24 protein-coding genes are annotated in these 25303 nt (G+C 71.2%); 17 read left to right on the top strand and 7 right to left on the bottom strand.

Going from position 1 to position 25303, the window contains the following annotated elements:
- Nucleotides 1–9: 9 nt before the first annotated feature.
- Nucleotides 10–429: an Hsp20/alpha crystallin family protein gene (locus ACZ7LU_RS14500; protein WP_398301421.1), complete on the bottom strand. Its 420-nt coding sequence runs from the start codon at nt 427–429 to the stop codon at nt 10–12.
- 161 nt (nt 430–590) lie between these two features.
- Nucleotides 591–968, bottom strand: a complete 378-nt coding sequence (locus ACZ7LU_RS14495) for a hypothetical protein (RefSeq protein ID WP_398300664.1) — start codon at nt 966–968, stop codon at nt 591–593.
- Between the two features lie 273 nt (nt 969–1241).
- On the opposite strand from ACZ7LU_RS14495, the gene ACZ7LU_RS14490 reads away from it, so the two are divergent.
- From ACZ7LU_RS14490 to ACZ7LU_RS14475, 4 genes are all read left to right on the top strand, one after another.
- Complete coding sequence (locus tag ACZ7LU_RS14490; RefSeq protein WP_398300666.1) at nt 1242–1592, top strand: MerR family transcriptional regulator; 351 nt, start codon at nt 1242–1244, stop codon at nt 1590–1592.
- Between the two features lie 335 nt (nt 1593–1927).
- Entirely contained in the window at nt 1928–2131 is a 204-nt protein-coding gene (locus ACZ7LU_RS14485; RefSeq protein WP_046930152.1) for a cold-shock protein, read from the top strand.
- A 293-nt stretch (nt 2132–2424) separates the two neighbouring features.
- Nucleotides 2425–3846 carry a DEAD/DEAH box helicase gene (locus ACZ7LU_RS14480; protein ID WP_468087635.1) on the top strand — a complete coding sequence of 474 codons (1422 nt, stop codon included), beginning with the start codon at nt 2425–2427 and terminating at the stop codon, nt 3844–3846.
- 78 nt (nt 3847–3924) lie between these two features.
- The gene (locus tag ACZ7LU_RS14475) at nt 3925–4212 is read left to right on the top strand and encodes an SCO5918 family protein (protein WP_398300670.1); all 288 of its coding nucleotides are present in this window, start codon (nt 3925–3927) and stop codon (nt 4210–4212) included.
- Nucleotides 4213–4221: 9 nt separating this feature from the next.
- Here the strand turns inward: ACZ7LU_RS14475 and ACZ7LU_RS14470 are convergent, their stop codons facing one another.
- Nucleotides 4222–4758, bottom strand: a complete 537-nt coding sequence (locus ACZ7LU_RS14470) for a hypothetical protein (protein ID WP_471916831.1) — start codon at nt 4756–4758, stop codon at nt 4222–4224.
- 110 nt (nt 4759–4868) lie between these two features.
- On the opposite strand from ACZ7LU_RS14470, the gene ACZ7LU_RS14465 reads away from it, so the two are divergent.
- Together ACZ7LU_RS14465 and ACZ7LU_RS14460 are read left to right on the top strand one after the other, a co-directional pair.
- The gene (locus ACZ7LU_RS14465; protein ID WP_471916830.1) at nt 4869–6311 is read left to right on the top strand and encodes a cellulase family glycosylhydrolase; all 1443 of its coding nucleotides are present in this window, start codon (nt 4869–4871) and stop codon (nt 6309–6311) included.
- 98 nt (nt 6312–6409) lie between these two features.
- A complete protein-coding gene (locus ACZ7LU_RS14460) occupies nt 6410–7291 on the top strand; it encodes a trypsin-like serine peptidase (RefSeq protein WP_470985536.1) in 882 nt (293 codons plus the stop codon).
- A gap of 4 nt (nt 7292–7295) precedes the next feature.
- On the opposite strand, the gene ACZ7LU_RS14455 is transcribed toward ACZ7LU_RS14460, so the two are convergent.
- Together ACZ7LU_RS14455 and ACZ7LU_RS14450 are read right to left on the bottom strand one after the other, a co-directional pair.
- Entirely contained in the window at nt 7296–8912 is a 1617-nt protein-coding gene (locus tag ACZ7LU_RS14455; RefSeq protein ID WP_471916829.1) for an N-acyl-D-amino-acid deacylase family protein, read from the bottom strand.
- A gap of 378 nt (nt 8913–9290) precedes the next feature.
- Complete coding sequence (locus tag ACZ7LU_RS14450) at nt 9291–10610, bottom strand: amino acid deaminase (protein ID WP_471916828.1); 1320 nt, start codon at nt 10608–10610, stop codon at nt 9291–9293.
- 128 nt (nt 10611–10738) lie between these two features.
- On the opposite strand from ACZ7LU_RS14450, the gene ACZ7LU_RS14445 reads away from it, so the two are divergent.
- The 4 genes from ACZ7LU_RS14445 to ACZ7LU_RS14430 all read left to right on the top strand — a co-directional run bounded on the left by ACZ7LU_RS14445 (nt 10739) and on the right by ACZ7LU_RS14430 (nt 14618).
- Entirely contained in the window at nt 10739–11821 is a 1083-nt protein-coding gene (locus ACZ7LU_RS14445) for a sugar kinase (protein ID WP_468718648.1), read from the top strand.
- Complete coding sequence (locus ACZ7LU_RS14440; RefSeq protein WP_362996219.1) at nt 11818–12594, top strand: IclR family transcriptional regulator; 777 nt, start codon at nt 11818–11820, stop codon at nt 12592–12594. The genes ACZ7LU_RS14445 and ACZ7LU_RS14440 overlap by 4 nt, the downstream gene beginning before the upstream one ends.
- Before the next feature lie 7 nt (nt 12595–12601).
- Nucleotides 12602–13012 carry a RidA family protein gene (locus tag ACZ7LU_RS14435; RefSeq protein ID WP_361055398.1) on the top strand — a complete coding sequence of 137 codons (411 nt, stop codon included), beginning with the start codon at nt 12602–12604 and terminating at the stop codon, nt 13010–13012.
- A gap of 115 nt (nt 13013–13127) precedes the next feature.
- A complete protein-coding gene (locus ACZ7LU_RS14430; protein ID WP_468718649.1) occupies nt 13128–14618 on the top strand; it encodes a GntP family permease in 1491 nt (496 codons plus the stop codon).
- Nucleotides 14619–14681: 63 nt separating this feature from the next.
- Here the strand turns inward: ACZ7LU_RS14430 and ACZ7LU_RS14425 are convergent, their stop codons facing one another.
- Together ACZ7LU_RS14425 and ACZ7LU_RS14420 are read right to left on the bottom strand one after the other, a co-directional pair.
- On the bottom strand, nt 14682–14870 hold the full coding sequence (locus tag ACZ7LU_RS14425; RefSeq protein ID WP_471152407.1) for a hypothetical protein: 189 nt from the start codon (nt 14868–14870) through the stop codon (nt 14682–14684).
- Nucleotides 14871–16178: 1308 nt separating this feature from the next.
- Nucleotides 16179–17522, bottom strand: a complete 1344-nt coding sequence (locus ACZ7LU_RS14420; protein WP_470985527.1) for a M14 family metallopeptidase — start codon at nt 17520–17522, stop codon at nt 16179–16181.
- Between the two features lie 285 nt (nt 17523–17807).
- Between ACZ7LU_RS14420 and ACZ7LU_RS14415 the strand changes: the two genes are divergently transcribed.
- The 7 genes from ACZ7LU_RS14415 (at nt 17808) to ACZ7LU_RS14385 (ending at nt 25303) form a co-directional block, all read left to right on the top strand.
- Nucleotides 17808–19139: an Nramp family divalent metal transporter gene (locus ACZ7LU_RS14415; RefSeq protein ID WP_398300689.1), complete on the top strand. Its 1332-nt coding sequence runs from the start codon at nt 17808–17810 to the stop codon at nt 19137–19139.
- A 129-nt stretch (nt 19140–19268) separates the two neighbouring features.
- Nucleotides 19269–20180: a hypothetical protein gene (locus ACZ7LU_RS14410; RefSeq protein WP_471916827.1), complete on the top strand. Its 912-nt coding sequence runs from the start codon at nt 19269–19271 to the stop codon at nt 20178–20180.
- A gap of 107 nt (nt 20181–20287) precedes the next feature.
- The gene (gene cpaB, locus ACZ7LU_RS14405; protein WP_471916826.1) at nt 20288–20998 is read left to right on the top strand and encodes a Flp pilus assembly protein CpaB; all 711 of its coding nucleotides are present in this window, start codon (nt 20288–20290) and stop codon (nt 20996–20998) included.
- A gap of 10 nt (nt 20999–21008) precedes the next feature.
- A complete protein-coding gene (locus ACZ7LU_RS14400; RefSeq protein WP_471916825.1) occupies nt 21009–22628 on the top strand; it encodes an AAA family ATPase in 1620 nt (539 codons plus the stop codon).
- 35 nt (nt 22629–22663) lie between these two features.
- Nucleotides 22664–22987: a TadE/TadG family type IV pilus assembly protein gene (locus ACZ7LU_RS14395; RefSeq protein WP_468088284.1), complete on the top strand. Its 324-nt coding sequence runs from the start codon at nt 22664–22666 to the stop codon at nt 22985–22987.
- Nucleotides 22988–23021: 34 nt separating this feature from the next.
- Nucleotides 23022–24359, top strand: a complete 1338-nt coding sequence (locus ACZ7LU_RS14390; RefSeq protein WP_398301425.1) for a CpaF family protein — start codon at nt 23022–23024, stop codon at nt 24357–24359.
- Nucleotides 24356–25303, top strand: a complete 948-nt coding sequence (locus ACZ7LU_RS14385; protein WP_398300697.1) for a type II secretion system F family protein — start codon at nt 24356–24358, stop codon at nt 25301–25303. Before ACZ7LU_RS14390 ends, ACZ7LU_RS14385 begins: the two co-directional genes overlap by 4 nt.

Below are 25303 nucleotides of genomic sequence, written 5' to 3'. Positions count from 1 at the left end.
GCCGTGCGGTCAGCTGTCGATCTGCTTGCGGTCGCTGCCGCCGCTGATGTGGATCTTCCGAGGCTTGGCCCGCTCGGCCACCGGGATGCGGAGCGTCAGGACACCGGCCTCGTACGAGGCGTCGATCCGCTCCGTGTCCAGGGTGTCGCCGAGGAACAGCTGGCGGGAGTAGCTGCCGGTGGCCCGCTCGGCCGCGATCATCTCCACGCCCTCGGGGGCGGGGGAGCGGCGCTCGGCCCGTACGTTCAGCACGTGGCGCTCGACGTCCAGGTCGATCGACTCGGGGTCGACGCCCGGCAGGTCGAAGTGGACCACGAACTCGTCGCCCTGGCGGTAGGCGTCCATCTGCATCCCGGCCGGGCGGGCGCTGGTGAAGACCTGCTGGGCGAGACGGTCGAACTCGCGGAAGGGGTCGGTACGCATGAGCATCACGGGTCACTCCTCTCTTCGGGTGCTGGGTGCGATGCCCTACGGATTTCTATATAGCCCGAAGGAGAAAAATTGACAAGCCCCGACTCAGGTCTGGCTCTGAGGCGGGGCTTGTCGGCAGGAGCGGTCGTGGGTTTCGGATCGGCTGTGGGAGGGGCCGGTCAGCTGTCGGAGTAGCTGAGGTCTCCCACGGTCCAGGCGCTCACGTCCCGGAGGGCGATGCGGTACATCCCGCCGGTCTCGGGCAGGCCCACGCTGCCCTGGAGGATCCGGGCGAGGTGGAAGTGCAGGTGGGTGGGCGGCTCGGTGTCCCGCGGCGGGCCGGAATCCGCTTCCGGGGCCACGAACGCGGAGGCGAAGGGGGCCAGCCGGTCGGAGTCCTTCAGGACTTCGGCGACACGGCGCCGCCACAGGGCTTCGGGGGCCAGTCGTCCGGTGATGACCGCGCCGGCGACGACCACGGTGAGGGACATCTGATTGCTGTGCTCGGACTCCACCAGGGCGGCGATGTCAACGAGCAGCTCGTCAGGCTTCGACATGACTGGTCAGCCTACCGACGTGGCGGGGTCGGTGGGTGCTCGGATACCTCCCCCTCCGCTTCCGAAAATCTATCGCGGCTGGAATAGACATGCGGAAGTCCCGTTGTTAGAGTTCTTGGCATAGCCATACGAAGAGCAGTGCCCGTCCGTTCAGCCGGGCGCCCATGCGGTAACAGATGTCCGGCCCGCGGGGCCGGTAGATGGCGTGAAAACCCCTCGGGGCCTGGTGCTGTACGGCACCAGGCCCCTCGACGCGTTCCAGAAGAGGTGCAAATGCCCCCAGAGAACCCCTCGCACGGCAACGACAGGTTCGACGACGACGACTACCCCGCCTACACGATGGGCCGGGCCGCCGAGATGATCGGCGCCACGCCCGGCTTCCTCCGGGCGGTCGGCGAGGCCCGCCTGATCACGCCGCTGCGGTCCGAGGGCGGCCACCGTCGCTACTCGCGCTATCAGCTGCGGGTCGCGGCGCGCGCCCGCGAGCTCGTCGACCAGGGCACGCCGATCGAGGCGGCCTGCCGCATCGTCATCCTCGAGGACCAGCTGGAGGACGCGCTGCGGATGAACGAGGAGCTGCGCCGTCCCGCCGGATCCGAGTCCGAGGGGGCGCCCGCGTCCTGAGGCCGGGCCGTCTCCCCGGCCTTCGCCCGCCAAACGCTGTCTCGCGCCGACCGCATATCTGTGACGGCAAATGGAGAATTTCGCGTGATGCGCGATGAAGGTTTATCAGCCGACCGGCGAGCGATATGGAAAACCATGCGCCGGACGCGATGCCGTGCTACTGTCGTTATCAGTTGCAGTTGTGGTTTCCAGAGACTCCAAGTGCTCCCGTCGGCTTTATGTGCCGGTTGGGGCACTTTGTATTGCCGGTCATTTCCGGACGGGGTAATCATCGCGGCGACGCGGAGTCCGCACAGTGTGGGCTCCACAGGGCACTGCCCCGAAGGAGATATGACATGGCTACTGGCACCGTGAAGTGGTTCAACGCGGAAAAGGGCTTCGGCTTCATCGAGCAGGACGGCGGCGGCGCCGACGTCTTCGCTCACTACTCGAACATCGCCACCCAGGGCTTCCGCGAGCTGCAGGAGGGCCAGAAGGTGAACTTCGACGTCACGCAGGGCCAGAAGGGCCCGCAGGCCGAGAACATCGTTCCCGCCTGACGCTGACGCTCACGCGCACTTCGTAGCTGGGGCCCGCACCTTGGGTGCGGGCCCCAGCTCGTTGCGTTTCCGGGGAGTACGCCTCCCCGAAAGACTGATGGTTTGAGGTTCGAAGTGGTCGGCACCCCGGTGGTCCCATCGGAGAGTGCGACGCTTTTCACCGGTCGATCCCGGAATTAAACACCGGCGACCGGGAATGTTTTTTCATTTACCCCGGCCGTTCCAGCGATTCTCGGCACCGGTCGGTGCCTCTGAGAATTCCTCGATACGCGCCGCATCGAGGAAGGTTCTTCATGAACCGCTCAAGTCGCACAAACAGCCGACGCCCGGACAACCGCGCCCAGGGACGAGGCCGCCGCCCCGCCGCGCTCCAGGGGGAGTTCGCGCTGCCGGTCACCGTCACCCCGGCCCTGCCCCCCGTCGAGGACTTTGCCGCGCTCGGCCTGCCCGCCGGCGTGCTGCAGACCCTCACCGGACTCGGCGTCACCACCCCCTTCCCCATCCAGGCCGCCACGCTGCCGAACTCCCTCGCGGGCCGGGACGTCCTCGGCCGCGGACGCACCGGATCGGGCAAGACCCTCGCCTTCGGCCTCGCGGTGCTCACCCGCACGGCGGGCCTGCGCGCCGAGCCGCGCCGCCCCCTCGCCCTGATCCTCGTCCCCACCCGCGAGCTCGCCCAGCAGGTGACGGACGCCCTCACCCCGTACGCCAGATCGGTGAAGCTGCGCCTCGCCACCGTGGTCGGCGGCATGTCGATCGGCCGGCAGGCCGGCGCACTGCGCGCCGGGGCCGAGGTCGTCGTCGCCACGCCGGGACGGCTCAAGGACCTCATCGAACGGCGCGACTGCCACCTGGACCAGGTCGCCGTCACCGTGCTCGACGAGGCCGACCAGATGGCCGACATGGGCTTCCTGCCGCAGGTCACCGAGCTCCTCGACCAGGTGCGGCCCGACGGGCAGCGAATGCTGTTCTCGGCCACCCTGGACCGCAACGTCGACCTCCTGGTCCGCCGCTACCTCAGCGACCCCGTCGTCCACTCGGTCGACCCGTCGGCCGGCGCGGTCACGACGATGGAGCACCACGTGCTGCACGTTCAGGGCGCCGACAAGTACGCCACCACCACGGAGATCGCCGCCCGCGACGGCCGGGTGATCCTCTTCCTGGACACCAAGCACGCGGTCGACCGGCTCACCACGCACCTGCTGAACAGCGGCGTGCGCGCGGCTGCCCTGCACGGCGGCAAGTCCCAGCCCCAGCGCACCCGCACGCTCGCCCAGTTCAAATCCGGCCAGGTCACCGCGCTCGTCGCCACGAACGTCGCGGCGCGCGGCATCCACGTCGACGACCTCGACCTCGTCGTCAACGTCGACCCGCCCGCCGACCACAAGGACTACCTGCACCGCGGCGGCCGCACCGCCCGCGCCGGCGGCTCGGGCAGCGTCGTCACCCTGGTCACCTCGGCGCAGCGGCGCGACATGAACCGGCTGCTCGCCGCCGCCGGCATCCGGCCGCACACCACGCAAGTGGCCTCCGGCGAGCCGGAGTTGGCGCGCATCACCGGTGCCCAGACCCCCTCGGGCACCCCGGTGACCATCCCGGCACCGCCCAAGGCGGCCGCCGAACGCGGCGGCTCCTCCGCCCGCGGCCGCCGCCCCCGCGACGGCCGCGCGCGCCGCGCCTACGCCGCCCGCACGCGGACCGACTCCGCAGCCTGAACCCGGACCCGGGCCTGCCCCCGCAGGCCCGGAGCCCCGTTCGACTCACTCACCGGCCCTCTCCCTCTGTGAGGCACCATGCGCTGTGTCATCGCCCGCTTCCCCTTCGACCTCTTCAAGAGCGAGGTGGAAGCGGCCATGAAGGGCGTCAAGCCCGAACCCGTCACGGGCGAGTCCGTGATCATCGGCCGCCGCCACTACCCCGTCAAGCAGGTGGGTGAAGTGATCACCCGGCAGGACCGCCGCGACTTCTCGGCGGCCGAGGTCACCAGGGCGCTGACGGGCCTCGGCTTCACCTGCCGCCCCGCTCCCGCCCCGGCCGCCCCCGAGCCGGTCGAGACGGCTTGGCCCACGACCATCGTCTGACCGGCCGGATCACCCGGGCGCGGCGTGCGGCGCACGCCGCGTCGCGAGTGCCGCCGCGCCCGGCAGCCAGCCGAGGAGCAGCCCCCACAGGGCGCCGAACAGGGCACCTGTCACCGGCAGCAGCAGCCAGCCCAGGGTGTCCGCCTCGATCATGCGGGCCGCGACCAGGCCACGCCACGCGCCCGCCACCGCCGCGCCCGCGATGAGCGCCGTCCAGCCCGCGAGCAGCCGGCGCCCCCGGCCCGCACCGGGCCGCACGCGCAGGTGACGGCGCATGCGCGCGGCGGCCGCCGCGACCAGGAGCAGGGCGGCGAAGTTCTCGCAGAACTGCCAGGACCAGTCCGTCGCACCCAGCGGTGTCGCCCGCAGGCCCGGCAGCGCGAAGGGCACGCCGAGCGCGCTCGGCACGACCGAAAGACCCGCCCGCGCCGTGAACGCGGTGAGCAGCGTGGCGCTGCCGTGCGCCAGGACGAGCAGCAGACAGACGCAGCCCACCACGGCCGTGGCGTCCGCCCGGGCCCGCAACGCGTCGATCGTCGTCCGCATGGCGCGCCACTGTAGGCCGCCCCGGCCGCCGTGGACAGGGGCCGGGCCAAAGAAAGTGAACAATGCTCAGGTCTGTTGCGGCAGGGGTCGCGCGACCTACCATCCCGGCCATGAAGTCCCTTGCGGCGTGGCGCACTTGGGCGGTCGGCGCGGTCGTGCTCGCCGTCGCCGCCGCGCTGCTGGTCGCCGTCGGCCCGGAGGGCGCGGGGGCGGGGCGCGCCGACACCGCGACCGGTCACCGGTGGATCACCGACCGGCAGGGGCGCGCCCTGGTCCTGCGCGGCCTGTCCACGGCGAGCAGCGCCAAGCAGGCGGCGGACGGCATGCCGTGGATCGCGGAGAAGGACGTCGCACGTGAACGGCGCGAGCTGGGCACGAATTTCGTCCGCTTCCTCCTCCAGTGGCGCAAGGTCGAGCCGGCTCCGGGGACGTACGACAGGACGTATCTGAAGCGGGTCGCCGAGCGGGTGCGGTGGTACGGCGAGCGCGGCTACCACGTGCTGCTCGACATGCACCAGGACCTGTACGGCCCGCGCGTCGGCGGCAACGGCGCCCCCGCGTGGGCCACGGAGACGGACGGGCTGACGTCCGCCCCCACCGACCCCTGGGAACTCGGCTACGCCGAGCCCGGGACCGTCCGCGCCTTCGACCGTTTCTGGGGGACGGTCGAAGGCGGCGGGCGCGATCTGCGGAAGCACTACGTCGGCGCCCTGCGGGAGGTGGCCAGGCACTTCGCCGACGACGACGCCGTCATCGGGTACGACCTGATGAACGAGCCGTGGGGCGGCAGCGTGCAGGGCCCTGCCTTCGAATCGGGGCCGCTGGCCCGGCTCTACCAGGACGGCATCGACGCCATCCGCACCGTCGACCGCGACCACTGGCTCTTCGTCGAACCGTCCGCCATCGGCGCCAACTGGGGCTTCGCCACCGGCCTGCCGCGCCTCGACGACCCGCGGGGCGACGGCGACGCGGCGCGCATCGCGTACGCGCCCCACCTCTACCCCCTCCCCATGGACCTCGGCGGCGGCTACACCGGCGACACCAAGGGGCAGGTCGACGCGTCCCTGCGGGCCTGGCGCGAGCAGACGGAGAAGACCGCGCGGCGGCTCGGGGCGCCCGTGGTCATCGGCGAGTTCGGGCTCGACGTGGGGCTGCCGGGAGCCATGGAGTACGTCGAGAAGGTGCAACGGACGGCCGACGGGATGGGGGCGGGGTTCGCGTACTGGTCCAACGACCCCGGGACGTGGGCGCCTTGGGACGCCGATATGCGGCCGACCGCGCTGCTGCCCGTGCTCGACCGGCCCTACCCGCGGGCCGTCGCAGGGGACCCGGTCGCGTACCGGTGGGACGAGGCGCGCAAGACGCTGACGGTGAGCTGGCGGGGGAAGGCGGGCGTGCGGGGCGGCACGGAGGTGTATCTGCCGGCGCGGCACTTCCCCGCGGGGGCGCGGGTGGAGGGCGGCGAACAGCAGTCGTGGAGCGCCGAATCCCGCACCCTGACGCTCCGTTCGGGCCCGGGTGCCCACTCTGTCCGCATCACACCGCGTGGGTGAAATGGAAGAGTTCCACCCCTTGTCCGGCTGCACAGGGACCCCAAGAATGCCGTCTGACAATCACACGACAGGCGTACGTCACGAGGGGGGCTCCACAGATGGGCAAGAAGAGCAACGTGGTCGCGGGCGGACTGCTCGCCCTGGCGCTGACCGGGGCGAGCGCGATACCCGCGTTCGCGGGGAACACCGGGGGGAACGACCGGCCGGCCCAACAGGCGCAGGACCAGGGCAAGTCCAAGGCGAAGCCGGTCGACTTCGCGGGGACGGTGGCGCTCAGCAACTGTTCGGGCTCCGTCGTCCGCACGCCCAAGTCGAAGGCGAGCGACCCGGCGCTCGTCCTCACCAACGGCCACTGCCTGGAGACCGGTTTCCCCGCCGCCGGTGAGGTCGTCGTGGACCGTCCTTCCACCCGCACCTTCAAGCTGCTCGACGCGGAGGCGAACGACGTCGCCACGCTCAAGGCGTCCAGGATCGCCTACGCGACCATGACGGACACCGACATCACCCTCTACCGGCTCACCAGCAGCTACCGCGACATCACGAGGAAGTACGGCATCAAGCCGCTGGAGCTGGAGGACGACCACCCGGTGAAGGGGCGGGCCATCACGGTGGTCTCCGGGTACTGGAAGAAGACCTACAGCTGCAACATCGACGGATTCGTGTACCGCATGAAGGAGGGGGAGTGGACCTGGAAGGACTCCGTCCGCTACACCCCCGCCTGCCAGACCATCGGCGGCACGTCCGGCTCGCCGGTCATCGACCACAAGACCGGCAAGGTCACCGCGGTCAACAACACGGGCAACGAGGACGGCGAGCGCTGCACCGTCAACAACCCCTGTGAGATCGACCGCAAGGGCAACGTGACCGTGCGCAAGGGCATCAACTACGCCCAGCAGACGTACGGAATCGTGCCGTGCGTCGGCAAGGGCAGCAAGATCGACCTGGGCCGCAAGGGCTGCAAGCTGCCCCGTCCTGCCTGACGCGTCACGGCGTCCGGCGCACGGCGCGTCCCGCGAGGACGTCCGTGCGCCGGCCGTCCCGCATCACGAACCGGCCGTCGATCAGGACGTGCGGAATGCCGGTCGGATACGTCCGCGGAGCCTCGAACGTCGACCCCGCCGCGACCGTCTCCGGGTCGAAGAGCACCAGGTCGGCGCGGTAGCCCTCGCGGACGACGCCCCGGTCGGGGAGCCGGAGGCGCGCGGCGGGCCGCGACGTGAGGTGGGCGACGGTCTCTTCGAGCGACATGACGCCGAGCTCCCGCGCGTACCGCCCGAGATACTGCGGGAACGTGCCGTACGCGCGCGGGTGCGGCTTGAAGCCCTGCAGAATGCCGTCGCTGCCGCCCGTGTGCACACGGTGCCGCATGATCGCTTGGACGTTCTCCTCATGGCCGACGTGCTGAAGGATCGTCGAGCCCAGATTGTCGTTGATGAGCAGCCGCCGGGCGGTGATCCACGGTTCCTCGCCGCGCGCGTCGGCGGACTGCTGGACCGTCTTCCCCACGCAGGACGCGAGCCCCGGGTCGCTCACTCCGGAGATCTCGATGGTGTCCCACTCGATGGGTACGCCGTGACAGCCGTCGGCGCCGATGACCTCCATGTGGTGGCGGATCTTCTCGGCGGTCGCGTCGTCCCGGAGCCGGGCGAGGATCGCGTCGGGCCCGCCCTCGCTCGCCCAGCTCGGCAGCATGGCGACGAGGGTCGTGCAGCCGGGGGTGTACGGGTACGTGTCGAGGGTGATGTCCGCGCCGTCCGCGAGCGCCTCGTCGAGGAGGGCGAGCAGATCCGGCGCCTTCCCCTTGTTCACGCCGAAGTTCATGGTGGCGTGGGCCAGGTGGAGGGGGCAGCGCGCGGTCCGGGTGAGGTTCACCATCTCCTCGTACGCCTGGAGGGCGCCGGCGCCGTAACTGCGGTGATGGGGGCAGTAGTAACCGCCGTGGGCCGCCACGACTCCGCAGAGTTCAGTCAGCTCGGAGTCGTCGGCGTACATGCCGGGGGTGTAGGTGAGACCGGACGACATCCCGACGGCGCCCTCGCTCATCCCCTCCGCCACGAGCTGCTTCATCCGCTCCAGCTCGGCGGGGGTCGCCGGGCGGTCGTCCCAGCCCAGCGCGTACATGCGGACGGTGCCCTGGGGGATGAGGTACGCGGCGTTGACGGCGGTGCCCCGGCCGCCGTGGGCGGAGTCGAGGGCGTCGAGATAGCCGCCGACGGTGCGCCATGAGAAATCGATGTCGCCGCCGTCCCCGTTCCAGCCGGTGATGGCCTGACGGACCTGGGCGAGCGTGCGGTCGTCCACGGGGGCGTAGCTCAGGCCGTCCTGCCCGATGACCTCCAGGGTGACGCCCTGGGCGGCCTTCGCGGTGTGCTCAGGGTCGCGGAGGAGGGCGAGGTCGCTGTGGGCGTGCATGTCGATGAAGCCGGGCGCCAGCGCGAGTCCCTGCGCGTCGAGGGTGGCCTGCCCTGACGGGCGGGGCCCTGTCACCTCCTCCTCCCGGTGGATCTCGACGATCCTTCCGTCCTGTACGCCGACGTCGGCGCGGTAGGAGGCACCTCCGGTGCCGTCTATGACGCGTGCGTCCCGGATCACCAGGTCCATGGGGGTGCCTTTCCTCTGCGTTGCGTTCGCTTGCGGCTGCGGCTGCTCGGTGGTGCACCCGGCCTCCGGCCGGGTCTTTCTGTTCCCACCCGCACCACCCGTGCGACTTTCGTCGCCGGGTGCGGGTGGCCCCAGTGGTTCCACCCCACCGCCGGCGGCGAACGGTGGCTCCTACTCGGGCTGGGCGATGCGGGGCAAACGGGCGGGTGGCTGGCTGGCTCCTACTCCCGCTCTGCGGTGCGGGGTGCACGGGTGGGTGGGTGGGAGGTGTCCGCCGCGAAGCGGGCGGAATAGGGGCACCACCCACCGGGCGGGAGGCGCCCCGGAGCCGTATCCGCCGCGAAGCGGCGGGCCAGGACACCCCCCAAGACGCCCCCGTCAGAAAAACGTGCGGATGTAGGAGACGACCACCCCATCCCCCTCCACCACCGGAATCAACTGCCACTTGTCGAACACCGTGCACGGGTGCGAAAGCCCCATCCCCAGCCAGTCGCCCACAGCAAGGTCCGCCGACGGCGAGGTCCGCAGCCACCCGTGCTGGTCGGAGAGACCGGTGACGGTGACCCCGGTCGCGGGGCGCTCCACCCCGTCCCGGCGGACGACCTGCGCCACGGGCAGGTCCAGGTCGTACGCCGCGTCCCGCTTCCCCGCGTTGGTGAACGCCTGCTCCGCGGAGGGCCGCGACACGACCTGCGCCCAGAGGCGGAAGGCGGGCTCCAGCGCACCCTCCTCCGGGACGCGGTTGAAGGGCGTGAGATGCCGGTAGTGACCGTCGTCATGGGAGACGTACGCACCGGAGCGCAGCAACTTCAGGACGGGCAGCGACAGTTCGGGGATCTCCGCGAAGACCGACGCCACCGCGTCGAACCACGCGCTGCCGCCCGCGCTGACCACGACCTCCGGCAGGTCCGCGAACCGCCCCGTCTTGTCGAGGTCGACGAGGAGTGCGACGAGCCGGCGCAGCCACGCCGTGACCGCCTCGGTCGACGCCTCCGGCACCTCGCCCTCGTACCCGGCGACGCCCACGAGCCGCAGCGTGTCCGCGGCCGCGACGGCGTTGGCGATCTCGAAGCACTCCGCCTCGGTCCGCACCCCCGTGCGCGCCCCGTCGCCCGCCGCCAGTTCGATCACCACGTCCACCGGGCGGCTCGCGCCCGCCTCGCCGAGGGCGGCGTGCATCAGTTCGACGCCGCGTACGGAGTCGACGTAACAGATGAAGCGGAAGGCGGGGTCGGAGTCCAGCTCGCCGGCCACCCACCGCAGCGCGGCCGCGTCGACCAGTTCGTTCGCGAGGAAGATCCGTGGGGTGCCGAACGCCCGTGCCACGCGCACCTGGTGGGGGACGGCCAGCGTGATGCCCCACGCCCCGCGCTCCATCTGGCGGGCGAAGAGCTGGGGGGCCATGGACGTCTTGCCGTGCGGCGCGAAGGCGAGGCCGTGGCGCTCGGCGTACGTCTCCATGAGGGCGAGGTTGTGCTCCAGGCGCTCGGCGGAGAGCGCGAGGACCGGGGTGGTGAAGCCGCCGGTGAAGAGGTTCCTGCGCTGGGCCGCGAGCTCGCCGACGGTGAGACCCGCCGCGTCCGGCGGCAGCCCCTTGAAGCGGTGGTCGACCCGCTCGTCCGCGAGCGCGGCCAGCGCGTCGGCGGACCGGTCGCCGGCGGTTTCGAGGGCGGTGTCGACGGCGTCGTCGGCGGCCATGGGCGCCTCCTCCAGAGGTGCGTTGCAGCATGTGCAACAGTGATTGCGTATGTCGCTTACCGCTGTCTAACATCCGAGCCAACGCCGGGTCAACGGATCCGGAGAGTCGGTTGAGGGGCTGGAAGATCGTGACCGCACAGGCAGCCGCACGGCCCGCCGTGGAGACGACCGAGCGCGGGGCGGTGGACGTCGTGGCGCTCGGCGAGTCCATGGTCACCTTCCTGCCCGCACGGCCGGGACGCCTCGCCGACGTGCCCTCCTTCGACCGCGGGATCGGCGGCGCCGAGTCCAACGTCGTGTGCGCGCTCGCCGCCGCCGGGCACACCGCCCGCTGGGTCAGCCGGGTCGGCACCGACGGCTTCGGCGACCACCTCGTCGAGACGATCGCCCGCTATGGAGTGGACACCTCCGCCGTGGGCCGCGACCCGCACCGCCCCACCGGCATCTACTTCCGCACCGCCGACGACCGCGACACCGACACCCACGAGGTCGTCTACTACCGCGCGGGCTCCGCCGCCTCCGCCATGTCACCCGGCTCCGTCGACGAGGACGCCCTCACCGCCGCCCGCATCCTGCACCTGTCAGGCATCACGCCCGCGCTCTCCGCCGACTGCCTGGATCTCGTACGCCACCTCTGCGCCCGGCGCGCCGACCGCGGCCCGCTCGTCTCCTTCGACGTCAACCACCGCCCGGGACTGTGGAAGGGCGCCCCGGAAGGACCCGAGGTCCTGCTCGACCTCGCACGCGGCGCCGACCTCGTCTTCGTCGGCGAGGACGAGGCCGCGACGGCCTGGGGCGTGACCGGGGGCCCGGACGCGATCCGCGCCGCCCTGCCCGAGCCCGCCACCCTCGTCGTCAAGCAGGGCAGCCGCGGCGCCACCGTCTTCCGGCACGGCGAGGACCCCGTCTTCCAGGCCGCCCTGCGCGTGGACGTCGTCGCACCCGTCGGCGCCGGTGACGCCTTCGCCGCCGGCTTCCTCTCCGCCACCCTGCGCGGGCTGCCCCCCGCGCACCGCCTGCGCCACGGCCATCTGATGGCCGCCGCCGCCCTCACCGTCCCCGGTGACCTCGCCCCTCCACCCGCCCGCGCACACGCCGACCGCCTCGCCGCCCTGGATGACGCCGCCTGGGAGACACTTCGTCTCGGCCCCGGCTGGACGGCTCACGCCCCGGAGGACACCGAGGCCGACGAGGAGGTACGTAACCCATGAGCCAGACCGTCGACCGCGCGCTCTCGATCCTGCCGCTGCTCGCCGAGGGCCCCGCCGACCTGGGCCAGGTCGCCGACCGGCTCGGCGTCCACAAGTCCACGGCGCTCCGGCTCCTGCGCACCCTCCACGAACACGGTCTCGTCTTCCGCCAGACCGACCAGCGTTACCGCCTCGGCGCACGCCTCTTCGCGCTCGCCCAGGAAGCCGTCGAGAACCTCGACGTGCGCGAGATCGCCCACCCCCACCTCCTCGCCCTCAACGAGAAGTGCGGCCACACGGTCCACCTCGCCGTCTACGAGGACGGGGAGGTCCTCTACATCGACAAGGTCGAGAGCCGCTATCCGGTGCGGATGTACTCCCGCATCGGCAAGCCGGTGGCCATCACCGTCGCCGCCGTGGCGAAGCTGCTGCTCTCCGACTTCCCGGAAGCCGAGCGCCGCGCGATCGCGGAGAAGCTCGACTACCCCACCTACACGTCCCGTTCGACACCCAACGCCGCTGCCTTCCTCCGGGAGCTGGACAAGGTGCGCGAACAGGGCTGGGCCACCGACCTCGGTGGCCACGAGGAGTCCATCAACTGCATCGGGGCCCCCATCCGCGGCGCGGACGGGCGTGTCGTCGCCGCCATGTCGGTCTCCGCGCCGAACGTCGTCGTCACGGCCGAGGAACTCCTCACCCTCCTCCCGCTGGTGCGCCGCACGGCGGATGCCATCAGCCGGGAGTACTCCGGCGCCGCGCCCGATGCGAAAACCGTCCCTCTCAAGGAAGCCTGATCAGCGAATGACCGAGAAGACCGCACTCACCCCGGCCACCCACACCACCCCGCCCGCGAAGTTCTCCCACGGCGTGAAGAAGGGCAACATCCTCCAGGTCGCCGGGCAGGTCGGCTTCCTGCCCGCCGAGGAGGGCAAGGCCCCCACCCCCGCGGGCCCGACCCTGCGCGAGCAGACCCTCCAGACGTTCGCCAACGTCAAGGCGATCCTCGAAGAGGGCGGCGCCACCTGGGACGACGTGATGATGATGCGCGTCTACCTCACGGACGTGGACCACTTCGCGGAGATGAACGAGATCTACAACGCGTACTTCGAGGAGCAGGGCCTGAAGGCCCCCGCCTCCGCGCGCACCACCGTCTACGTGGGCCTGCCCAAGGGCCTGCTCATCGAGATCGACGCCCTCGCCGTCCTGAGCTGACCCACATCACCACCCCGCAAGCCGTACGTCGTCACGGCACGGCGCCTCACCCGCACGAGGCGCCGTGCCGCGATCCCCCCTGCTCCGAAAGCCCCATGCACTTACGAGGTCAACGATGTCCCCGTCCCACACCGCCGTGCTCGCGGCCGCCCCCGCCGTCGAGGCACCACCTCACACCGGCGGTCTCCTCGCCCTGATCGACGGCACCGCAGGCCTGCTGACCGTCGCCGCGCTCGGCATCCTGCTGCTGCTCTTCCTGATCATCAAGGTCAGGCTGCAGCCCTTCGTGGCGCTCCTCGCGGTCTCCATAGCCGTCGGCCTCGCGGCCGGCCTCTCCGTCACCGAACTCTTCGGCACCGTCCAGAAGTCCGACGCCGTCTCGGTCATCGAGTCGGGCATGGGCGGCATCCTCGGCCACGTGGCGATCATCATCGGCCTCGGCACGATGCTCGGCGCGATCCTCGAGGTCTCCGGCGGCGCCGAGGTGCTGGCCTCCCGCCTGCTCGGCCTCTTCGGCGAGAAGCGCGCCCCGCTTGCCATGGGCCTGACGGGTCTGATCTTCGGCGTCCCCGTCTTCTTCGACGTCGGCATCTTCGTCCTCGCGCCGATCGTCTACGCCGCCGCCAAGCGCAGCGGCAAGTCGATCCTCCTCTACTGCCTCCCCCTGCTCGCGGGTCTCTCCATGACCCACGCGTTCCTGCCCCCGCACCCCGGCCCCGTGGCCGCCGCCGGTCTGCTGAAGGTGGACCTCGGCTGGGTCATCCTCATGGGCATCGTCTGCGGCATTCCCGCGGTGCTCGCCGCCTGGGTGTTCTCCGCGTGGGTCGGCAAGCGCATCTTCGTGCCCGTCCCGCAGGACATGGTCGAGGCCGCCGAGGAGGCGAAGGCGGCGGTCGTCGCCGAGCAGCGCGCCGCCGGGGTGGAGCCGCGCGAGAAGCCGGTGCCGCTGGGCATGGTCTTCGCGATCATCGGCACGCCGCTGCTCCTGATCCTCCTCGCCACGTTCTCCTCCATCGCCTTCGACCCCTCGACGTTCCGCTCGGTCATCGAGTTCTTCGGCAGCCCGTTCGTGGCCCTGACGATCGCGCTCCTGATGGCGTACTACCTGCTGGGCATCCGGCGCGGCTGGTCCCGCAAGTCCCTCGAAACGGTGTCGACCGCGTCCCTCAAGCCGGTCGGCAACATCCTGCTCGTGGTCGGTGCCGGCGGGATCTTCGGCGCCGTCCTGAAGGCCAGCGGCGTCGCCAAGGCCCTCTCGGACACGTTCCAGGACGTGGGCCTGCCCATCATCGTCCTCGCCTACCTGCTCTCCTTGGTGCTGCGCGTCGCCCAGGGCTCGGCGACGGTCGCGATCGTCACGACGGCCGGCATCGTCGCCCCGCTCCTCGCCGAGGGCGACCACTCCCAGGCCTTCGTCGCCCTGGTCATCATGGCGATCTCGGCGGGCTCCATCTTCGCCTCGCACGTCAACGACGGGGGCTTCTGGATGGTCGCGAAGTACTTCGGCATCAGCGAGCGGGACACGCTGAAGACGTGGACGGTGCTGGAGTCGGTGCTTTCACTGGCCGGGTTCGCGGTGGCGGCACTGGTCAGCCTGTTCGTGTAGCGCGTACGTGGATGGGGGGCGCCCGGCAGTGCTGCCGGACGCCCCCCTTGTTCGCGGTGGCCGCTAGAGGAGGTGGTCGGCTTTGCCGGCTTTGATGTCGTGGATGAGGGTGCGGAGGGCTTCGCGGGTGTCGGTGAGGTAGTGGTCCTCTTGCCCGGCGACGGCGATGTAGGCGTTGCCGGTGGCGTCGGTGCCTATCCGGAAACAGTTGGGGGTGCGGGGCGGGGACTTCGGTGGGCCGGTGACGTTGATGCGCGCCGGGGCCGTCCGGTTTTTTGCGGAGTGTGGCGGTTCCGGGCCGGCAGTAAAGGGCGCTCCGGCGTCGCGTCGGCTGCGCCGATTCCGCTTCGCTCCACCCTTGACTCCCGCCCCTCCACCGCACGTTGACCTTGACCCGGACGCCCAGGGGTGGGGCCGACGGGTATCCCTGGGATGGGTCATCCCCTTTCGCTGCCGGGTGCGGATCGGTCCATCGTGCGTGCCTGTCACGGTCGGGCCTCGGCCTCCCGGCCTCCGGCTTCGCCGCTCGGGTCATCGGCTTTCGCGGCCGGGTGCGGACCGGCCCAACGTGGGCGCGGGCTACAGTCCGGGCTCTGCCGCCCGCGCGGCCCGGCTGACGGGGTCATCACCCTTCGTAGCCGGGTGCGGACCGGCTCATCGTGCGTGCCCGTCACGGTCCATGGCGCTGGGCAGGCCCTAGCCCCGCCCCTCCCGGGCACCTACTTCGGAAAAGTTGTGAACGAGGAGGCTGCGCGCCCCCCTTCACAACTAATGCGCCGCCCTGGGCGGGCGGGAGAGGCCGCCCCTCGGGGACCAACTTTCGCGAAGTTGCGAATGGGGAGGCCGTGCGCCCCCTCTTCACGACCGATGCGTCCTGCCGGCCGGGCGGGAGAGGCTGCCCCTCGGGGACCTACTTTGGGAAAGTTGCGAATGCGTTCGCCGCACGCCCCCCTGATCGGCCCATGCGCCCCCAGCATCCGAGCCCACCGCGCCACAATCCCTCCATGGCCGGCCCTGCGTGACGGCGCGCAGGGCGTGACAGGGGGGCGCGCGGTCTCTCCATTCACAACTTTTCCAAAGTAGGTGCCCGACCGGACGCGATGGACCGTCCCGCACCCGGCGATGAAGGGTGATGGCCCGGCCAGCCGGGCCGTGCCGGGCGGCCGCGCCCCGAGCGTGGCCCGCGCCCACGTTGGGCCGGTCCGCACCCGGCCGCGAGAGCTGATGGCCCGAGCGGCGAAGCCGGGGGCCGCGCCTTGACGGTGACGTCGGCGCACGTTGGGCCGGGCCGCACCCGGCGGCGAAAGGGGATGACCCATCCCAGGGATACCCGTCGGCCCCACCCCTGGGCGTCCGGGTCAAGGTCAACGTGCGGTGGAGGGGCGGGAGTCAAGGGTGGAGCGGAGCGGAATCGGCGTAGCCGACGCGACGCAGGAGCGCCCTTTACTGCCGGCCCGGAACCGCCACACTCCGCAAAAAACCGGGCGGCCCCGGTGCCCGTCAACGACACCGGCCCACCGAAGCCTCCGGGACTCCGGGGACTCCGGTGGGCCGTAAGTGTCAGGCCGTGCAGTACTGCTGTTCCTTGCCGATCGAGCGGTACATGCAGTCCGAGTTCTCCAGGAGTTGCAGGACCGCGTCGCGGTTGCGGGACGTCTCCCGCTCGATCACCTCGTCGGGCGGGTAGAAACCGCCGCCGCCGGCGGACGACGGGTACATCTCGAAGGTGTAGCTGAAGATCTTCTGGCTGCCCCACAGCCAGTCGTTGATCGACCCGTCCGTGATGTAGAGGTCGCTGGACTGCTGTGGCGTGTAGCCGTTGCTCGCGGCCATCTTCCGGCCGACGGCGGCGTGCGCGTCACGGTCGTCCTGGGTGAGGCCGGGACCCGTGTCGCTGTACGTGTAGCCGTACGGCCAGAGGACCAGTTCGCTGTACGTGTGGAAGTCGATGGAGGCCCTGAGCTGCTGCTTGCCTCCGACGACGCGGCTGCGGACGAAGTTGGAGACGACCTTCACCTCGGGGGCCGATTCGGCGCTCGGGCCGCGATACGTCTCGGACCCCGTGCTGCCCGAGGAGCCGCCGCAGCAGCCCCACCGGTAGGCCCAGTTGCGGTTCAGGTCGGTGCCGACGTTCGAGGAACCGGCGTTGGGCTGGCGGTTCTTGCGCCAGCTGCGGTAGGAGCCGGTCGCGATGTCGTACTCGCCGCCGTCCGGGTTCACGTCCGGCACGATCCAGATCTCGCGCTCGTCGACCATCTTCTTGACCCGGGCGTCGGTGGCGTAGTCGTCGCCGAGTTCGCGCAGCAGGTAGAGCGCCATCTCCACCGTCAGGTGCTCGCGCGCGTGCTGGTGGTGGGTGAAGAGGACCTCGGGCTCGGCCTCGTCGGTGCCGACATTGTCACTGATCTTGATGGCGACGATGTCCCGGCCCTGGTAGGACTTGCCGATGACCCGCTTGCTCATGAGGTTCGGGTGGGCCGCGATGCGCTGGTCGATCTCCGCGGTCATCTCCGCGTAGTTGTGGTAGCGCGAGTCGGCGGGCGGGAAGTCCTTGGCCTCCACCGGGTTCCCGTTCGTCCGCTTCGGGGGCCCGGCCAGCGGCCTCAGTTCGTAGCCGGCCCTGCGGAGCGCTGCGGCCTCGGCGGCGTCCGCCGAGACGACCACCGCGTGGGCGTCCACTTCGTCGATGGCGACGCCGGTGCGGGCGAGCGCGGTGCGCGCGGCGCGGTCGTCGCGCAGCGGGATCTCGTACTGGCGTGTTTCCTCGTCGGCGGCGGTCGCCGCGCTGCGCGGGGCCTGGCCTGGGTCGCCCGACGAGGCGTTTGCGGTGAGGGGGGCCGCGAGGGCGAGAGCGAGCAGGGCCGCCAGGGCGGCGGATCTCCTGCCGCGTATGCGGAGTCGCATGAAGTCTCCTCAGGGGTGGGGGGGGTTCAGTGCGACGTGCGGGGCGCCACGTCGGGGTGCGACGTGCGGTGCGGGTGCGTCGTGCGGGTCCGACGTGCGGGTGCGTCGTCCGAGTGCGTCGTGCGGGGTGACGCGCGGGCCCATCGTGCGCGCGTGGCATGCCCCCGTCAACGCTGTCTTTGGCCAATCCGCGGGGGGCGCGCGCCCCTCCGGCGCGAAACCGGAGAGGGCACGGCCGCGCGACGACCCCTTGTGCCCCGGCCGTCCATGCGCTTTCTTGATCGCATGGCTGAAACCACAGGCAGCGCCACCGGCACGGGCGACGCGGCACCGCGGCCGCGCAAGTCGAGCTGGAAGTACATCGGCCCCGGCATCGTCGTCGCGGCGACCGGCGTCGGCGCGGGCGACCTCGTAGCGACCCTCATCGCGGGCAGCAACTTCGGCTACACGCTGCTGTGGGCCGCCGTCATCGGCTGCGTCGTCAAGATCTCGCTCGCCGAGGCGGCGGGGCGCTGGCATCTGGCCACCGGCCGCACCCTCTTCGACGGCTGGGCGAGCCTCGGCCGCTGGACGACGTGGTTCTTCGTCGTCTACGTCGTGATCTGGGGGTACGTCTACGGCGCCGCCGCCATGTCGTCGTCCGGGCTGCCCCTCCAGGCGCTCTTCCCCGACGTCATGGAGCTCAAGTGGTGGGGCATCCTCACCGGGCTCGTCGGCCTGGTCTTCGTCTGGTTCAACAAGTACGCCGTCTTCGAGAAGGTCATGACGGTGCTCGTCGGCATCATGTTCGTCGTCACCGTCTATCTCGCCATCCGCGTCACCCCGCACCTGGGCGACGCCTTCGCGGGCCTGCTGCCCGTCCTGCCCGACGAGAAGGACTCCGTCCTCAACACGCTCGGCCTGATCGGCGGCGTCGGCGGCACCATCACCCTCGCCGCGTACGGCTACTGGGTCAACGCCAAGGGCTGGACCAACACCGGCTGGATGAAGGTGATGCGGCTCGACAACCGCGTCGCCTACATCACCACCGGCATCTTCGTCGTCTCCATGCTCTTCGTCGGCGCCGAGCTCCTGCACTCGGCGAACGTCGCCATCGCGAGCGGCGACAAGGGACTCGTCCAGCTCTCCGACATCCTGGAGAAGGAGTACGGGAACGCCACCGCCAAGCTGTTCCTGGTCGGCTTCTTCGCCACCTCGTTCACCTCGCTGATCGGTGTGTGGCACGGCGTGAGCCTGATGTTCGCGGACTTCGTGGAGCGCTACCGCAAGCAGCGCGTCGGCGCCGACAGCCAGGCGCTGACCGGCGAGGAGGTGGCGTCCGGCAGCCACGAGAAGTCCGTGCCGTTCCGCGCGTACCTGCTGTGGCTGACGTTCCCGCCGATGATCCTGCTCTTCCAGGGGCAGCCGTTCCGCCTCATCATCATCTACGGCGTCCTGGGCGCGGCCTTCATGCCGTTCCTCGCGCTCACCCTGGTCTGGCTCCTCAACTCCACGCGCACCCCGCGGGAGTGGCGCAACGGCTGGCTCAGCAACGGCATGCTGACCGTCGCGGGCCTGCTCTTCCTGGTGCTGTGCGTCAAGCAGATCACCGACCAGGACTGGGGCAGCTTCTTCTAGCCGGAGCAGCTTCTCCCGCCCGGTCGTCCGACCGGAACGGCCCACCTCCACATGAACAGTGGGAAGTTGGGTGTTGGGGCGACCATGACGTGGATATGGTGCTGAGGCAGGAGTGCACGAGGACCGGGGGTGTACGCGTTGCCGACCGCCATAGCCGTCACCGGACCCGACCTCGTGCTGCCGTCGCCCGACCGGCACACCCCGTCGGCCGCCGTCCTCCAGTCGGCCGTGCAGTCCCCGCGGACGTACTCGCTCGATCAGGCGCTCACCGAGATGCACACCCTGATCGAGCACCACGGATACGTGATCGCCCTCTGCCCGTCCTCCGCGCCCGCGTCCGTCGCCCAGCGCCTGCACGCGGTCCGCTCGGTCCTGGAGAGCGACCGCATCGCCGTCGTCCGCTCCGACCTGCCGCCGCTCGGGCTCGCCGTCCTCGCCCTCCAGCTGCGGCAGCTGTCGATCTGCGACTTCAGCCCCGGCGTCCTGGCCTCGGCCGCCCGCCTGCTGTCCCACTACATCTACGCCGGTGCCCTGCTCGGCTCCGTCGCCAAGCTCGACCGCGTGCCCGTCAGCCTCCAGTCGCACGCCAAGTCCTGGCTGCACGGCGCCCAGTTCGCGGTCCTCGCCACACCGCGGCCCGAGCTGACGAAGGTGTCGGGCGGCGCCGGGGCGGACCTGCCGGGGCCGGGGTTCGCCACGCGGCTGCTCTACGCCCCCGGCAAGCTGGCGCCCGGCTGGGTGACCGACGCCCTCGCCCCCGCCTGGCACGCCCAGGAGGTCACCGAGGCCCGGCTGCCCGGCGAGTCCGCGCGCTGGTGGGCGACCGGCAGACTCGTCGAGTTCGCCGCCGCCATCCCCGACATCTCCGTCCTCTACCAACTGGTGTCGTCCGTCCGCCGCGACGACTGCCACTGGTGCGGCCTCGAACTCATCGGCGACCGCTGTGCGTTCTGTGCCGCCCCGCTGCCACCGCCCTCCGAACGCCCCTCGCAGCGCACCCTCGCGCACGGCGTGACCGCCCTGCCGCGCGGCGCGACCTAGGCCAGGACCGACCGCCCCTCCCGCACCTCGTACGCGACCGACGACCGCACGTGCGCCACCCCGCTCACTGTCCGTAGCCAACCGCATCGATCGAGGTAGTCCGGCCCATGAACTCTCGCCAGCGCCGCGGTGTCATCCTGCTGATCCTGTCGGCCCTGTGCGCGGTCGGCGCGTTCGCCGGTGTCCTCTCGGTGATCCGCGACGCGAACTCGAAGGTCGGCCCCGAGGTGCCCGCGTACAAGCTCAAGGGGGACATCGCGCCCTACAAGGAGCTGACCGCCGACCAGTTCGAGAAGGTCGAGATGCCCGAGCGGTGGCTGTCCGACAACGCGGTCACCGATCTCGGCCAGATCCGCGGCAAGATCGCCGTCACCCAGCTGCGGAAGGGTTCGCTGCTGCAGTCCGACATGATCGTCGGGCGCCCCGAACTCGGCCCGGGCCAGCAGGAGATCGCCATCATGATCGACGCGGCGACCGGCGTCGCCGGCAAGATCACGCCGGGCTCGAAGGTCAACATCTACGCCACCTTCAAGGGCGAGACCGACAAGGCGAAGGACCAGTCCAAAGTCATCGTGGAGGGCGCCAAGGTGCTCGACGTCGGCAAGCTCACCCCGCTCGAACCCGACCAGGACGACCGCACGCGCCGCAGGGCCACGGAAGCGGTCCCGATCACCTTCGCCCTCGGCACGGCGGACGCGCAGCGCGTCGCGTACGCCGAGTCGTTCGCCACGCACGTCCGGCTCGCCCTGGTGGGCGCGGGCGGCGACGCGACGGTGCCGCCCCGCGACCGGACGTACACCCTCGACGAGGACAAGTAAGGGGTCTCGGATGACCACTCGGATCCTCCCGGCCGTCGGCGACATCGATGCGGCCCGTGCGCTGTCCACCCTTGCCGGGCAGCTGCCCGACAGTGAACCCGCCCCGCCCGTCGCCGACTCCACGGCACTGATCGACACCCTCGCGCGGCTCGCCGCCGAGTCCGTCGACGAACTGCCCGAGGTCGTCCTCGTGCACGAGCGGATCGGGCCCGTCCCGGCCCTCGACCTGATCCGGGACCTCGTCCTCCGCTTCCCGGCGGTCGGCGTGGTCCTGATCACCGCCGACACCAGCCCCGGACTCCTCACCGCCGCCATGGACTCCGGGGCACGCGGCATCGTCGGCCTCCCGCTCGCCTACGACGCCCTCGCCGAACGCGTCCAGGCCGCCGCCTCCTGGTCCACCGGCATGCGGCGCCACCTCGGCAACGGCAACGGCGGCCTGGAGCTGTACGCGGGCACCGGCCCCGGCACCGGCACCGTCGTCTCGGTCAGCGGCGCAAAGGGCGGCGTCGGGACCACCGTCACGGCCGTCCAGCTCGCCCTCGCCACCGCCGCGTCCGGCCGCTCCGTCGCCCTCCTCGACCTCGACCTCCAGTCCGGGGACGTCGCCTCCTACCTCGACGTGCAGTTCCGGCGCTCGATCGCCGACCTCGCCGCCATCTCCGACATCACGCCCCGCGTCCTCCAGGACGCCGTCTACACCCACGAGACCGGCATCGGCCTCCTCCTCGCCCCCGCCGACGGCGAACGCGGCGAGGAGGTCACCGACCGCGTCGCCCGCCAGACCATCGGCGCCCTCCGCGCCCGCTACGACGTCGTGGTCGTCGACTGCGGCGCCTACGTCACCGGCGCGAACGCCACCGCCGTCGAACTCGCCGACCAGGCACTCCTGCTCGTCACCCCCGACGTGGTCGCCGTCCGTGCCGCCAAGCGCATGGTGCGCCTCTGGGACCGCCTCCAGATCCGCAAGGCCGAGGAGACCGTCACCGTCGTCAACCGGCACGGCAAGGGCACCGACATCCAGCCCTCCCTCGTCGAACGTGTCACCGGCACCCGGACGGCCCGCACCACCGTGCCCGCAGGCTTCAAGGAACTGCAGGCCGCCGTCGACGCGGGCCGCATGCAGGACCTCGACAGCCGCTCCTCGGTGAAACAGGCCCTGTGGGGCCTCGCGGGCGAACTCGGCCTGGTCGAGCCGGAGCCGTCGGCCACCGGCGGCAAGCGGGGCGCGCTGTCTCTGCGCAGAAAGGCGGCGAGCGGCGACCGGGGCGCGGTCACGCTCGAATTCGCCGGAATGTTCCCCCTGCTGCTCGCGGTCATGGCGATCCTTTGGCAGTGCGCGCTGTACGGCTACACGTACTCCCTCGCGGGGAACGCGGCGGACGAGGCGGCGCGGGCCTACACGGCGGCGCGGGCAGTGGGGGAGGGCGCGGACGCGGCCTGTTCCGCCGCGGCGAAGAAGCACCTGCCCGGCGCCTGGCAGGACGCCGACGTCTCCTGCGGGGACGAGGGCGGCGGGGTGTACAAGGCCCACGTACGGGTGGACGTACCCGTGTTCTTCCCGGGCTTCGACGCCGGGTGGCACGTGGACGGGGAAGCGGGTGCGGCGAAGGAGGGGGAGGACGGGTGAAACGGCGGCGCAGGTGGGACGACCGGGGCGTATCGATGCTGGAGTTCGCCGGATTCCTGCCGATCCTCCTGATCATCGGCCTCGCCGCGATCCAGCTCGGCCTCGTCGGCTACGCCGCCAACCAGGCCGGCTCCGGCGCCCGAGCGGCGGCCCGCGCGGCCTCGCAGGGGGAGTCGGGGGAGGCGGCGGGCGCGGCGGCCATGGACGGGGGCCTGACCTCCTCCATCGGCGTCAGCCAGGGCGGCACGACCACGACCGCCACCGTGGAGGTCCAGGTCCCGACGCTGCTCCCCTTCATCGGCACGGACTGGAGCGTCACCAAGGAGGCCACGATGCCGAACGACGACGACGCCGACTGAACCCGCGTACACGACAAGGAGGTCGAAGGACGACATGAGTCTGCGCGACCGCGTGGCCCCCACCCGCCAGACCGAGCCGAGCCGCGACGACGGCCTCGTCGCCGTCTACCGCTCCAAGCTCCTGGAGGAGATCGACCTCGCCGAGATGTCGTCGCTCGCGGCGGCGGACCGCCGCGTCCGCCTGGAGCGCGTCCTCGGCCACATCATCAGCCGCGAGGGCCCCGTCCTCTCCACCTCCGAGCGCGCCCAGCTGATCCGCCGCGTCGTCGACGAGGCCCTCGGACTCGGCGTACTGGAACCGCTCCTCGCCGACACCTCCATCACGGAGATCATGGTGAACGGCCCCGACTCGATCTTCGTCGAGCGCGCAGGCCGGGTGGAACAGCTCCCCCTCCGCTTCGCCTCCGACGAACAGCTGATGCAGACCATCGAGCGCATCGTCTCGACGGTCAACCGCCGCGTGGACGAGTCGAACCCCATGGTCGACGCCCGCCTGCCCACCGGCGAGCGCGTCAACGTGATCATCCCGCCGCTCGCGCTGACCGGCGCCACCCTCACGATCCGCCGCTTCCCGCGCGCCTACACGCTCCCCGAGCTCATCGGCCTCGGCTCGCTCGACGAGCACATGCTGATGCTGCTCGCCGCGTTCGTGCGGGCCCGCTTCAACCTCATCGTCAGCGGCGGCACCGGCACCGGCAAGACGACGCTCCTCAACGCCCTCTCCGGGCTGATCCCCGCCCACGAGCGCATCATCACCATCGAGGACTCGGCGGAGCTCCAGCTCCAGCAGGAGCACGTGATCCGCCTCGAATCGCGCCCCCCGAACGTCGAGGGCAAGGGCCACATCACCATCCGCGACCTCGTCCGCAACAGCCTCCGCATGCGCCCCGACCGCATCATCGTCGGCGAGGTCCGCGGCGGCGAGACCCTCGACATGCTCCAGGCGATGTCGACGGGCCACGACGGCTCGCTCGCCACCGTCCACGCGAACACGGCGGAGGACGCCCTCATGCGCCTCCAGACCCTCGGCTCCATGTCGGAGGTCCAGATCCCCTTCGAGGCCCTGAAGGACCAGATCAACTCGGCCGTCGACGTCGTCATCCAGCTCGCCAGGCACGGCGACGGCTCCCGCAAGGTCGCCGAGATCGTGCTGCTCGTCTCGCGCGGCCGCCAGCAGTTCCGCATCGTGCCGGTCACCCGCTTCGTGCCGCGCCCGCTCGGCGCCGACCGGATCGTGCACGGCCACTTCGAACACCTGCCGCTGCCGCGCGAGATCGCCGACAAGCTGTACGTCGCGAACGAACCGGTGCCACCGGCGTTCGGCGTGGCGGAGGCCATCGACGTACTGGACGCAAGGGACGCCATCGGATGAACGACCCCGCCCTCGTCGCGCTGGGCGCCACGATCCTGACCGGCACGCTCGCGGTCGCGGGCGTCCACACGTACGCCTCGGGCCGCGCCCAGCGCCAGGCCCTGGTCGACCGGCTCGCACTCGGCCCCGGCACGGGGGACGGCGGCCCGCCCGGCCGCACCCGCCGCTTCGCCGCCGTCGACCGCAGGCTGCGCCGCACCCGCCTGGGCAGATCGATCCACCTGCGCCTGTCCTCGACGGGACTCGACCTGACGGCGGGCGAGTTCTTCACGTACGTCGTCGCGGTCGTCGCCGCGCTCTGGCTGATCGCGGCCGCGACCCTCGCCCCTTTCTTCGGCCCGATCGCCGGCGTCGTGGCGGTATGGGGAGCGACCGCCTTCCTCAACTGGCAGCGCCAGAAACGCATTGAGGCGTTCATCAACCAGCTCCCGGACGTGGCTCGCATCCTGGCCAACGCGACGGCGGCGGGCCTGGCCCTGCGCACATCCCTGGCGATGGCGGCGGAGGAACTGGAAGCACCGGCGGGCGAGGAACTCTCCCACGTCGCCGACCAGTTGACGCTGGGCCGCTCCATCGACGACACGCTCGGCGAACTCGCGGAGCGCCTGCCGTCCCGCGAGCTGATCGTCCTCGTCACCACCCTCGTCCTCTCCAACAAGGCGGGCGGCACGGTGGTCAACTCCCTGCGCAACCTCACGCAGACCCTGGAGGACAGGAAAGAGACGCGGCGCGAGGTCCGCACGATGCTGTCGGAGGTCCACGCGACGGCGTTCACGGTCCCGCTGCTCGGCCTGGGATCGCTGTTGCTGATCAACTCCTCGAACGAGGGAGCGCTGGAGCGGGTGACCGGCTCGCCCCTGGGCCAGACGCTGATCCTGATCTCGCTGGGCCTGTACGGCGTCGGATTCTTCGTGATCAGACGCCTGGGAAAGATCGAAGTCTAG

The organism is Streptomyces sp. NPDC039462 (assembly GCF_055639375.1).
Note: the sequence above shows the minus strand (reverse complement) of the source record. Positions and strands in the feature narration are given on the sequence as shown.

Excerpts from the sequence above, each read along its gene's own strand:
- ACZ7LU_RS14500 (WP_398301421.1), bottom strand. The coding sequence starts at position 429 with ATGCTCATGCGTACCGACCCCTTCCGCGAGTTCGACCGTCTCGCCCAG.
- ACZ7LU_RS14495 (WP_398300664.1), bottom strand. The coding sequence starts at position 968 with ATGTCGAAGCCTGACGAGCTGCTCGTTGACATCGCCGCCCTGGTGGAG.
- ACZ7LU_RS14490 (WP_398300666.1), top strand. The coding sequence starts at position 1,242 with ATGCCCCCAGAGAACCCCTCGCACGGCAACGACAGGTTCGACGACGAC.
- ACZ7LU_RS14485 (WP_046930152.1), top strand. The coding sequence starts at position 1,928 with ATGGCTACTGGCACCGTGAAGTGGTTCAACGCGGAAAAGGGCTTCGGC.
- ACZ7LU_RS14480 (WP_468087635.1), top strand. The coding sequence starts at position 2,425 with ATGAACCGCTCAAGTCGCACAAACAGCCGACGCCCGGACAACCGCGCC.
- ACZ7LU_RS14475 (WP_398300670.1), top strand. The coding sequence starts at position 3,925 with ATGCGCTGTGTCATCGCCCGCTTCCCCTTCGACCTCTTCAAGAGCGAG.
- ACZ7LU_RS14470 (WP_471916831.1), bottom strand. The coding sequence starts at position 4,758 with ATGCGGACGACGATCGACGCGTTGCGGGCCCGGGCGGACGCCACGGCC.
- ACZ7LU_RS14465 (WP_471916830.1), top strand. The coding sequence starts at position 4,869 with ATGAAGTCCCTTGCGGCGTGGCGCACTTGGGCGGTCGGCGCGGTCGTG.
- ACZ7LU_RS14460 (WP_470985536.1), top strand. The coding sequence starts at position 6,410 with ATGGGCAAGAAGAGCAACGTGGTCGCGGGCGGACTGCTCGCCCTGGCG.
- ACZ7LU_RS14455 (WP_471916829.1), bottom strand. The coding sequence starts at position 8,912 with ATGGACCTGGTGATCCGGGACGCACGCGTCATAGACGGCACCGGAGGT.
- ACZ7LU_RS14450 (WP_471916828.1), bottom strand. The coding sequence starts at position 10,610 with ATGGCCGCCGACGACGCCGTCGACACCGCCCTCGAAACCGCCGGCGAC.
- ACZ7LU_RS14440 (WP_362996219.1), top strand. The coding sequence starts at position 11,818 with ATGAGCCAGACCGTCGACCGCGCGCTCTCGATCCTGCCGCTGCTCGCC.
- ACZ7LU_RS14435 (WP_361055398.1), top strand. The coding sequence starts at position 12,602 with ATGACCGAGAAGACCGCACTCACCCCGGCCACCCACACCACCCCGCCC.
- ACZ7LU_RS14430 (WP_468718649.1), top strand. The coding sequence starts at position 13,128 with ATGTCCCCGTCCCACACCGCCGTGCTCGCGGCCGCCCCCGCCGTCGAG.
- ACZ7LU_RS14420 (WP_470985527.1), bottom strand. The coding sequence starts at position 17,522 with ATGCGACTCCGCATACGCGGCAGGAGATCCGCCGCCCTGGCGGCCCTG.
- ACZ7LU_RS14415 (WP_398300689.1), top strand. The coding sequence starts at position 17,808 with ATGGCTGAAACCACAGGCAGCGCCACCGGCACGGGCGACGCGGCACCG.
- cpaB (WP_471916826.1), top strand. The coding sequence starts at position 20,288 with ATGAACTCTCGCCAGCGCCGCGGTGTCATCCTGCTGATCCTGTCGGCC.
- ACZ7LU_RS14400 (WP_471916825.1), top strand. The coding sequence starts at position 21,009 with ATGACCACTCGGATCCTCCCGGCCGTCGGCGACATCGATGCGGCCCGT.
- ACZ7LU_RS14395 (WP_468088284.1), top strand. The coding sequence starts at position 22,664 with ATGCTGGAGTTCGCCGGATTCCTGCCGATCCTCCTGATCATCGGCCTC.
- ACZ7LU_RS14390 (WP_398301425.1), top strand. The coding sequence starts at position 23,022 with ATGAGTCTGCGCGACCGCGTGGCCCCCACCCGCCAGACCGAGCCGAGC.
- ACZ7LU_RS14385 (WP_398300697.1), top strand. The coding sequence starts at position 24,356 with ATGAACGACCCCGCCCTCGTCGCGCTGGGCGCCACGATCCTGACCGGC.